Origin of the sequence: Paenibacillus typhae, assembly GCF_900099765.1 — a bacterium.
Lineage (GTDB): Bacteria > Bacillota > Bacilli > Paenibacillales > Paenibacillaceae > Paenibacillus_AQ > Paenibacillus_AQ typhae.
The window spans coordinates 186,592-195,001 of sequence record NZ_FNDX01000004.1 but is presented as its reverse complement, the minus strand read 5'-3'; the positions used below and the strand labels follow the sequence as shown (position 1 = coordinate 195,001).

At 52.6% G+C, this 8,410-nt stretch carries 8 protein-coding genes; 6 read left to right on the top strand and 2 right to left on the bottom strand.

Annotation, left to right across the window (positions count from 1 at the left end; genetic code table 11):
• On the top strand, window positions 1-190 hold a 190-nt coding region (locus BLR64_RS30520), incomplete at its 5' end, for a hypothetical protein (protein ID WP_208607136.1).
• On the opposite strand, the gene BLR64_RS05580 is transcribed toward BLR64_RS30520, so the two are convergent.
• Window positions 187-840 carry a GntR family transcriptional regulator gene (locus tag BLR64_RS05580; RefSeq protein WP_090713015.1) on the bottom strand — a complete coding sequence of 218 codons (654 nt, stop codon included), beginning with the start codon at window positions 838-840 and terminating at the stop codon, window positions 187-189. The two genes, BLR64_RS30520 and BLR64_RS05580, sit on opposite strands and share 4 nt — an antisense overlap.
• A gap of 293 nt (window positions 841-1,133) precedes the next feature.
• Here BLR64_RS05580 and uxuA point away from each other — a divergent pair, with 293 nt between their 5' ends.
• From uxuA to BLR64_RS05555, 5 genes are all read left to right on the top strand, one after another.
• The gene (gene uxuA / locus BLR64_RS05575; protein ID WP_090713013.1) at window positions 1,134-2,210 is read left to right on the top strand and encodes a mannonate dehydratase; all 1,077 of its coding nucleotides are present in this window, start codon (window positions 1,134-1,136) and stop codon (window positions 2,208-2,210) included.
• Between the two features lies 1 nt (window position 2,211).
• Entirely contained in the window at window positions 2,212-3,822 is a 1,611-nt protein-coding gene (locus BLR64_RS05570; protein WP_090713011.1) for a mannitol dehydrogenase family protein, read from the top strand.
• Between the two features lie 18 nt (window positions 3,823-3,840).
• Window positions 3,841-5,250: a glucuronate isomerase gene (gene uxaC / locus BLR64_RS05565; RefSeq protein ID WP_090713009.1), complete on the top strand. Its 1,410-nt coding sequence runs from the start codon at window positions 3,841-3,843 to the stop codon at window positions 5,248-5,250.
• Between the two features lie 295 nt (window positions 5,251-5,545).
• Window positions 5,546-5,836: a MazG nucleotide pyrophosphohydrolase domain-containing protein gene (locus tag BLR64_RS05560; RefSeq protein WP_090713008.1), complete on the top strand. Its 291-nt coding sequence runs from the start codon at window positions 5,546-5,548 to the stop codon at window positions 5,834-5,836.
• Window positions 5,837-5,883: 47 nt separating this feature from the next.
• Complete coding sequence (locus BLR64_RS05555; protein WP_090713004.1) at window positions 5,884-7,134, top strand: GAF domain-containing sensor histidine kinase; 1,251 nt, start codon at window positions 5,884-5,886, stop codon at window positions 7,132-7,134.
• 268 nt (window positions 7,135-7,402) lie between these two features.
• On the opposite strand, the gene BLR64_RS05550 is transcribed toward BLR64_RS05555, so the two are convergent.
• Window positions 7,403-8,356: a class I SAM-dependent methyltransferase gene (locus tag BLR64_RS05550; RefSeq protein ID WP_090713002.1), complete on the bottom strand. Its 954-nt coding sequence runs from the start codon at window positions 8,354-8,356 to the stop codon at window positions 7,403-7,405.
• Window positions 8,357-8,410 lie beyond the last annotated feature (54 nt).

Here is an 8,410-nt window from a genome sequence, read left to right as displayed (position 1 = left end):
CCAAGCGGGCAAGCGGCCGAAATCAAAGGCAAAAGTGCCTTTGAATTTGCCCCAAGCGGGCAAACGGCCGGGATCAAAGGCAAAAATGCCTTTGAATTTGCCCCGAGCGAGCAAATGGCCGAAATCAAAGGCAAAAATGCCTTTGTTGTTCCCTCCGGCAGGCGTACAGCTCAGAGCCAGAGCACTTTAGCCCCGGATATAATCCGCAAAATTCTCCTGCAGATACAGGGAATTAATATCCTCCCGCAGGTGGTGGTGGATCAGCGCCTCCAACTTGCCGGTTTCCCGCTGTGTCATGTATTCGAGGATGCGCTGATGCTCATTCCAGATTTCCTCCAGCTTTTCTTTGCGCAGCATATGCAGTCTGCGGTATCGGACATAATGCACATTGGACTGCTGGATCAGGTTCCACAGGTACTCCCGTCCGGCCAGCCGGAATAAGGCTGCGTGAAATGCGTCGTCCAGGTTGAGAAACGGTTCGGTAGCATTTTCTTCACGGATGACGGCCTTCTGCCGGTCCAGAATATCCTTCAGCTCATGCACGCCTTTCAGGGCAAGATGCTCTGAGAGGTACTTCATGATCTCTTTCTCCAGCACACTTCGCAGAAAAATAATCTGCTCCACCGACTCCAGATCAATATAGGAAACGAGGTTCCCCTTCTTGGGATAAATATCGATATAGGATTCCAGACTGAGCTGCTTCAGCACATCGCGCAGCGGGGTCCGTGAAATGTGGAACCGCTCGGACAGGACGGTCTCGCTGAGGATAGCGCCCGGCTTCAGGGTCAGGGTGAGAATTTCCTGCTTCAGTGTCTTCATTATTTCTTCTTTGATTGACATGGCTACTTTTGCTCCATCATTGTATTTTAATGACTAGTATACATCATACCCTGGGTTAAAAAAAGAACACAATCAGGAATCTTGTGAAAAAAGCCGCAATCACTGCACCTGTAAGGGCATACATAGGCGTTTCTAATTGGCTATTGACAACTTTATAAAGTTTAATTTATGATCAAGTCAAACTTGTATACAAGATTGTTTGGGTGTCAGTCTTACCTTTGGCAACCCGCTGTTCGTCTGATTGACACAATGCTTATTCATTTTGCTTTATACATCATAAGGAGGGTTTATGTATGAACATGACATGGAGATGGTACGGCGAAGGGAACGACAATATCACTCTGGATCATATCCGGCAAGTTCCGGGGGTAATGGGCATTGTGTGGTCGCTGCATCACAAGGTGGCCGGTGAAGTGTGGGAGATGGAGGAAATCCAGAAGGTTGCCGATCAGATTACGGCCAAGGGCTTCAGCACCGCTGTAGTTGAGAGTGTTAACGTTCATGATGATATCAAGATCGGCCTGCCGTCCCGCGACAAATACATCGACATTTACATTGATACGATCCGCAAGCTGGCCAAAGTCGGCGTAAAAGTTATCTGCTACAACTTTATGCCGGTGTTCGACTGGACGCGTACGGAGCTGTACAAGGAGCTGCCGGATGGATCGAACGCCCTCTTTTATGAAAAGGCTGCCATTACCGATAATCCGCGTGAAATGGTTGACCGTATCCTCAAAGGCGCAGGCGAGTTCACGATGCCCGGCTGGGAGCCGGAGCGTCTGGCTAAGCTCGATGATCTGTTCGCGGCTTATGCCGATGTGACAGAAGATAAATTGTTCGAGAACCTGGTGTACTTCCTTGAGCGCATCATGCCGGTATGTGAAGAAGTGGATATCAAAATGGCCATCCATCCCGATGATCCGGCCTGGCCGATCTTTGGACTGCCCCGCATCATCCGCAGCCGTGATACGATCCGCCGGATGCTGGATGCCGTAGACAGCCCGTACAACGGACTGACCTTCTGCACCGGTTCGCTCGGGACGAATCCCGAAAATGATCTGCCGGCGATGATCCGCGAGTTCCATGACCGGATTTATTTTGCCCATATCCGTAACGTTAAGGTATTCGAAAATGGGGACTTTATCGAAGTGTCACACCGCGGCCGCGACGGCAGTGTTGATGTGGCTGAGGTGGTAAAGGCGTATCATGAGAGCGGGTTCACCGGCTATGTGCGTCCGGACCACGGCCGTCACCTCTGGGGAGAAGAGAAGAACTGCCGTCCGGGCTATGGCCTCTACGACAGAGCGATGGGTATTATGTATCTGCTTGGCGTATGGGATAGCCTGGAGAATGTAAAGGAGGCGAAGTAACATGCTGCGCCTGACCCGATCCAGTATCCGGAATGAAGCGGCCTCCTGGGAGGCCGCCGGTGTAGAGCTTCCCAAGTTCGACTATGACACAGTAGCGCAGAACACGCTGGAGAAGCCGGAATGGGTGCATTTCGGCGCAGGCAACATCTTCCGCGGTTTCGTGGCGAATGCCCATCAGAAGCTGCTCGACAGCGGGGCGGCGGACACGGGTATCATTGCGGCGGAGACGTTTGATTTTGAAATGATCGACAAGGTCTACAAGCCTTATGACAATCTGACCCTCCTGGTGCTGATGAATGCGCGCGGGGACTTCCAGAAGAAAGTGGTCAGCAGCATCGTGGAAGGCATCACTGCAGACAAAACCCGCGAAGCGGATGACCGCCGGTTGACGGAAATCTTCGAGAACCCGACCCTGCAGATGGCCAGCTTCACGATTACCGAGAAGGGCTATTCCCTGACCGGACCAAACGGCCGGTATCTCGGCATTGTGGAGAAGGATATCGCCGGCGGACCGGAGCAGCCGGTCCATGCAATGAGTATCGTGGCTGCCCTTGCATACAAGCGGTATCTGAAGGGCGCATACCCGATGACTTTTGTCAGCATGGATAACTGCTCGCATAACGGGGATAAGCTTAAGAACGGGATCGTTACAATCGCCAAGGAATGGTCGGCAAAAGGCTCGGTGGAAGCAGGCTTCGTGGACTATCTGCTGAATGAGCAGCTGATCACCTTCCCGCTGTCGATGATCGACAAAATCACGCCGCGCCCGTCCGAAACCGTCCAGGCAGCGCTGCTGGAGCAGGGCATCGGCGAAATGGATGTCATTGTCACCTCCAAAAACACGTATACCGCTCCGTTTGTGAACGCCGAAATCAGCGAATATCTGGTCATTGAAGACAAGTTCACGAACGGCCGTCCGGCGCTTGAGCAGGCGGGGATTATTTTCACCGACCGGGATACGGTCAATAATATCGAAACCATGAAAGTAACCACCTGCCTGAACCCGCTGCATACAGCGCTTGCCGTAACGGGCTGCCTGCTCGGGTACACCCTGATCGCTGATGAGATGAAGGATGATACGCTGCGCAAGCTGGTTGAGATTATCGGCTACAAGGAAGGGCTGCCGGTTGTTGTTGATCCGGGTATTATCAGTCCGAAGCAGTTCCTGGATGAAGTGCTGAAGGAGCGCTTCGCCAATCCGTTCATTCCCGATGCGCCGCAGCGGATCGCGACAGATACTTCGCAGAAGGTCGGCATCCGCTTTGGAGAAACGATCAAGTCTTATGTCCGCAGAGAAGATCTGGACCCGGCTGACCTGACGGCCATTCCGCTTGCTATCGCTGTATGGTGCCGTTATCTGCTGGGAGTGGACGATAAAGGCGAAGCCTTTACGCTCAGTCCTGATCCGCTGCTCGAAACATTGCAGGGCCATCTGCAGGGCGTGAAGCTGGGCGACACCAGCTCTAATGTGCGCAATATTATCGAAGATGAGCAGCTGTTCGGCGTGAAGCTGTATGACATCGGGCTTGGCGGCAAGATCGAGGGCATGTTCTATGAGCTGCTGGCCGGACCGGGAGCGGTAAGAAGCACGCTTGAGAAATACGTGAAATAAAGGCGGGGAGCATACGTAATGAAGGGATTAATTCAGGAGGATTTTCTGCTGCAGTCCGAGGAAGCGCGGATATTGTACCACGAGTACGCCAAGGCGCTGCCGATCATTGACTATCACTGCCATCTTGATCCCCAGGCCATAGCCGAAAATAAACGCTTCAGCAGCATCACTGATGTATGGCTCGGCGGGGATCATTATAAATGGCGCGCGCTGAGAACGTTCGGCGTGGAGGAGAAATATATCACCGGTCCGGCTTCAGATGAAGAAAAGTTCGCCAAGTGGAGCGAGGTGCTGCCCTATACGGTCGGCAACCCGCTGTACCACTGGTCCGCGCTGGAGCTGAAACGTTATTTCGGTATTGAGGAGCAGCTGAATCCGCAGAACTGGCGGGAGATCTATGACCACTGCAACAAGCTGATTGCCACTGACGGCTTCACGGCCCGGGGGCTGATTACAGGCTCTAACGTGAAATGGATCTGCACCACCGATGATCCGGTTGACGACCTCAAGCATCATGCTGAAATAGCGGCGCAAAAAGAGTTCAAAACCGGCGTCACGCCAACCTTCCGTCCGGATAAGGCCCTGTTAATCGGAGCGGAGACGTTTCCGGCTTATCTGGCCAGCCTGGAGCAGGCGGCAGGATACGAAATTACCAGCTATGCGCTGATGGAACGCGCTCTGCTCGAGCGGATCGAGTACTTTGATAAGCACGGCTGCATGATCTCGGATCACGGCTTCACCGATCTGCCGTTTGAGGAGGCATCCGCCTCCGAGCTTGAAGCCATCTTCAGTAAACGGCTGAGCGGACAAAGCCTCAGCAAGCTGGAGTGTGACCAGTACGCAACGGCCCTGTTCCTGGCAATGGGCCGCAAATACGCGGAGCACGGCTGGACGATGCAGCTGCATATCGGAGCGCTCCGCAATCCGAACACCCGGATGTTCCGGCAGCTCGGGCCGGACACCGGCTTTGATATTATCGGCGACCACAGCTATGCCGAGCGTCTATACAAGCTGCTGGATGGGCTGGACCGGACAGGCGAGCTGCCGAAGACGATTGTGTATAATTTGAACGGCGCGCAGAACGATGTGCTGGCGGCAATGATCGGGGCTTTTCAGGGCGAAGGGATCAAGGGCAAAGTCCAGTTCGGTTCGGGCTGGTGGTACAACGACCAGAAGGACGGCATGATCAAGCAGCTGACCTCGCTGTCTAATCTTGGCCTGCTGAGCTGCTTTGTAGGGATGCTGACCGATTCCCGTTCCTTCCTGTCCTACACGCGCCATGAGTACTTCCGCCGGATTCTCTGCAATCTTATCGGCGGCTGGGTGGCAAACGGCGAAGCGCCAGGCGACCTGCCCTTCCTGGGCGGCATCGTGCAGGACATCTGCTACAACAATGCTGAGCGCTATTTCGGTTTAGCTGAAATTTAAAATTTAAGTTAAGGGAAGAGTGACGGAGGGGAATTTTGGAACTGTAGGAGCGTTAGCGATCGCCTTTGTCTGCAGATTTCAACCGTGAACAGCGGTACAATTGAAGAAATCTGCAGACAACAGCGGCCGGAAGTCCAAACATTCTCTGGAGTCACGGCCAATCCCAAAACAGAGGATTCACCAGTTCAGTCTGTTTAGTTCAATTCACGCAGAGCCCGAAATTACCGGGTTCTGCGTTTTTTTATGTATAATTAGTTTCGTATAGATTGAATAGTCATAGGGAGCGGATAAAGAAATGAATGCTGGAGAGTTTCAACGGTATGTGAGAACGTTTAGTGAAGTTAAGGGCTTTGATACAAGCACGATCGAACAACGGATGCTGTATTTAATGACCGAGGTCGGCGAATTGTCCAAGGAAGTGCTGTCGGTCTCCTTTCATCCGGATGAAGAGCTCAAGGCCAATCTGGGCTATGAGATGTATGATGTGGTATGGAACATCTTTGATCTGGCGAACAAGCTTGATATTGATCTGGAGCGGGCTTTCCGCGAGAAACGGGAGATTAATGACCGCAGAAGCTGGGATTGATCCCAGGGGACAGCAGGAATATATGGAATGGAAAGGACGAGCGCGATATGTTGAAAACAAAATACATTGATGTATTGTCGGTGATTTCCGGTAAATTGTATGCTTCTGCAGCACATGTGATGGACACTGCAAGCAGGCTGATACCGGCCAATACATTTTGTATCGCCAATCTGGACAGTATGTCAACTAAAGTGCTCAAGTCCTTTAACCGGGATAAAATTATGCTGGTCGAGGGTCTGGTGGTGGACAATAAGGAATCCTATTGTGCGCTTGTCACCGAACATGCACAGGGACCGCTTGTCATAGACAACAATCTGACCCATCCGCTGACCAGGGATATGGATGCGACGGAATTTGTCGGCGGCTGTTCGTTTATCGGGGTGCCGATCCGCAATGAGAAGGGGGAGTTCTACGGATCGCTGTGCTCGTTTGATCCTGGCTTCTATCCATATCAGGAGCGTGATGTGGAACTGCTGGTATCGTTATCCGCCTTTTTCACGAACCTGCTGGAAATGGAATCGGCTCTTACGGAGCTGAGGGCAGCAGAGGAGAAGGCAGAGCTGGTGCTGGAGGATAAAAGAAACCTGCTCGCCGTGCTCAGCCATGAAATCCGCACGCCCATGAACGGAGTGATCGGCATGACCAGCCTGCTGCAGACCACGGAGCTGACGGAGGAGCAGCTGCTCTACGTCGATATCATCGAGAAGAGCAGCCATAATCTGCTGTCCATGATGGACCAGATTCTCGATTACTCCAGAATGGAAGCCGGCGCGATGAAGCTCGAGCTGAAGCCGTTCCACATCCGGGAAGCCGTTGACCATGTCCTGCATCTGTTTACAGCCGATGCCGAGAAAAAGGGGATCAGGCTGCGTGCGGTATATGACAGCCCGGACAGCCCGCGATTGCTGGGTGACAGCCCAAAGGTCACTCAGATCTTGACGAATCTGGTCAGCAATGCACTGAAATTCACGGAGCAAGGCGAGGTCAAACTGGTTGTGAAGCATGCAGATGCCCAGGATGACCGCGTCACTGTGACCGTTGAAGTGAGGGATACCGGAATTGGGCTGCCGCTCGAACAAAAGGAATGCCTGTTTCGTTCGTTCTCACAGATTCATGAGCACCGTTCACCGGGCAAATATGGCGGAGCGGGGCTCGGGCTCTCCATCTGCAGGCAGCTGGCCAAGCTCATGGGCGGTGAAATATGGCTGAAGGAAACAAGTGACAAGGGCTGTACCTTTGCCTGTGCTATCCCCTTTGAACGGGCGGAAGCCTTGAATTTCTCCATTAAAATATCCTGATGCAAAAATGCCGTTTTAAATATCCGGCAACGGGTAAATTGGAATTGTGAAGCGCTATCCTGCATCAGTAGCTGCTGACAAACACACTATAACACCGGTCATGCAGGGGAGCCTCACAAATCCCGCCTCTGTCAGCCGAAAGAGAAAGCAGCGTCAAAGCGCAGGCAATGTCGTCGGATAACAGAATAAGCGGGGCGGGCGGTATGCCGGCATTGTCCGGTATACCGTTTTTTCCTGTTGGCGCGGAATTAGGCAGAGCTTCACTTCCTTACAGCTCTCCGGCCGCCTTTTTCCGGAAAACATAAACCGCATTGTCCTCAGACGGCGGTACAATCAGCGCTGAGAGGCGCTCGTCTAACTCCATTGTAAACTTCTCTGCGTTATGGTAAGCCTCGAAATCACCGGTCGTCTGCGGGTTTCTGGTGCCAATCACGATATAGAGCTGCACGGAATCCGCCTTGAACACATGCTTCTCATACGGGTTCTTCGGCACGGGCCAGGAGCACAGCACAACTTCAGGGTTGTATTTAGCCAGCGCGGTTTTGGCATCTGCCTTCTCCACGAAAGCTGGATAGTCGATATAATGCTTCCAGCTATAATCATCGGTAGCGGTGCAGAACGTACCCGCCTCATTCAGAAAACGTGTCAGCGTCCCGTCCCCGGCAGCGATCTCCAGGCATTTCCGTTCCCCGATCAGCATTGTCAGCTCCTTGATCAGTTCTTTGGAGTAGAAGCAGTAAATCCCCTTTTTGTTCACGAGCGGCATCAGAATTCTTTTATCCATAATGAATCTCCAGAAAAAGCGGAACAGGGGCAGCGATACGGGCTTGCGCTCAAACCCTTTGCGGAACAGCAGCCTTTGGAGGATGGTCCCGTCCCAGTGGTTAAAACGGACATTGCCGGCAGGTGTATTGGCAGATACAGCAACATTCAGCTGCTCAAGCAGATAGACTGCAAACCGCGCCTTAATAATATTCGGCAGAAAAGCATTCACGGTGGCTTCATTCATCCCGCTTTTGCTGATTTTGGTATTGGCTGTTCGTGCGCTGGCCGTGTACCGGTCGATGATGGCCTGTACGACATTCGCCGCGGCTCCCTTCCTGATTTCACCCAGCTCGTGCAGCACCTCATCCTTATACTCGGGATACTGCTTCAGCAGTGCTTCGACACTGATCTCATTGGCCATTATTTTTCTGGCGGTTTCCATCGTAAACTTTCTCATTGTGTAAGCTCCAGTGCTCCGTTTTTCTTTATTATAAAGAAAACAAGGAGCCGG

Coding starts and splice junctions, on each gene's coding strand:
- BLR64_RS05570 (WP_090713011.1), top strand. CDS start 2,212: ATGCTGCGCCTGACCCGATCCAGTATCCGGAATGAAGCGGCCTCCTGG.
- BLR64_RS05550 (WP_090713002.1), bottom strand. CDS start 8,356: ATGAGAAAGTTTACGATGGAAACCGCCAGAAAAATAATGGCCAATGAG.
- BLR64_RS05555 (WP_090713004.1), top strand. CDS start 5,884: ATGTTGAAAACAAAATACATTGATGTATTGTCGGTGATTTCCGGTAAA.
- BLR64_RS05580 (WP_090713015.1), bottom strand. CDS start 840: ATGTCAATCAAAGAAGAAATAATGAAGACACTGAAGCAGGAAATTCTC.
- BLR64_RS05560 (WP_090713008.1), top strand. CDS start 5,546: ATGAATGCTGGAGAGTTTCAACGGTATGTGAGAACGTTTAGTGAAGTT.
- uxuA (WP_090713013.1), top strand. CDS start 1,134: ATGAACATGACATGGAGATGGTACGGCGAAGGGAACGACAATATCACT.
- uxaC (WP_090713009.1), top strand. CDS start 3,841: ATGAAGGGATTAATTCAGGAGGATTTTCTGCTGCAGTCCGAGGAAGCG.